Origin of the sequence: Fusibacter tunisiensis (genome assembly GCF_016908355.1) — a bacterium.
Taxonomy (GTDB): Bacteria; Bacillota; Clostridia; order Peptostreptococcales; family Acidaminobacteraceae; genus Fusibacter_D; species Fusibacter_D tunisiensis.
Window position 1 is genome coordinate 1 of sequence record NZ_JAFBDT010000070.1, and the last position, 1,217, is coordinate 1,217.

Annotated in this window: 1 protein-coding gene; it reads right to left on the minus strand. The window is 31.7% G+C overall.

Annotated features, from left to right (window positions below):
* Positions 1-125: 125 nt before the first annotated feature.
* The gene (locus tag JOC49_RS13105; protein WP_204665485.1) at positions 126-1,082 is read right to left on the minus strand and encodes an HD-GYP domain-containing protein; all 957 of its coding nucleotides are present in this window, start codon (positions 1,080-1,082) and stop codon (positions 126-128) included.
* Positions 1,083-1,217 lie beyond the last annotated feature (135 nt).

Sequence of the window (1,217 nt, forward strand, 5' to 3'; positions counted from 1 at the left end):
TCACCCATTGGGTGAAAGAATGGTTTTGGCTTAACGATTATAAATACTTGCTTAAAGGGTTATATGAGTAGATTGCACGTAGAATCTAGGTAATAATAAAATGCCCTAGATTCGATTAGCAGAATCTAGGGTTTTTTAGTGTCCAAATTGGAGCTGTTCACCGTAAAGTTAATTATATCAGTAAGTATAGAAACAACTTGATCATCATACCATGTTCCTGAGTGTTTTCTTAAGTCTTCAAGTGCAGAATGTACAGAAATAGGTTTTTTGTAAGGGCGATTTGATATCATAGCATCAAAACTGTCGACAACGGCCATTATTCTTGACTCAATTGAGACTTCATCACCTTTTAATCCATTAGGATAGCCACTACCATCTAGCCTTTCATGATGATCTAGTACTATCTTTGCAAGTGAAAGATCATTAGTTTCCTTCATAACTATATCATAACCATATTGAGAATGCTTTTTTATTAATTCGTATTCCTCAGATGTCAGTTTATTTGGTTTATTCAAAATATCTTCTGGTATTTCTAGTTTGCCCACATCGTGTATTTTACCGGCATGTAATATGTTCTCTATTTGAGTTTCTGATAGTTTCATCATTGTTGCTATTTGAACAGCTAAATTACCTGTATTATTACAATGGTCTTCAGTATAATTGTCTTTTTCTTGTATTTGATGGATCAAATCATAGACTTTATCTGTTCTACTTGCTTGAGATGTGAAATGTTTAGAATTACGAATCATGATGAGTTTGGTTTTTTCAATAACACTCAGATGATGTGTTTCTTTCAAATTTTTAAAAGTAATTCTACTGCCAGCTTCAACATACTTTCTCTCATTAGTATAAAACAACTTACCCTCTAAGATAATAAGTACATTAATAGCATCCTTAGACTCATAGGGCTGACATATAATTGATTTTCCAGCGTTAATGTTAGACTCAAATACCTCAATATCTTCATCTTCGACAAGTAATCTAAATATCCCAGCATTATTTTCGTAAGATACAATATTATCTTCATTGTTATATATATTAAAACCATTCATTTGCATGACTAATCTAAATCCTTTCTCCATCTTTATCAAGAAAAAAACCTTCAAATTCACAATCCAAAGCCGATGGTGTAAGATATTTTGTGTAAAGTGAAAAATCAGTTATAATTCACTTAGACAAAATGGAGGTCCGAAATGGCAAAAAGAAAAAGAAATCCA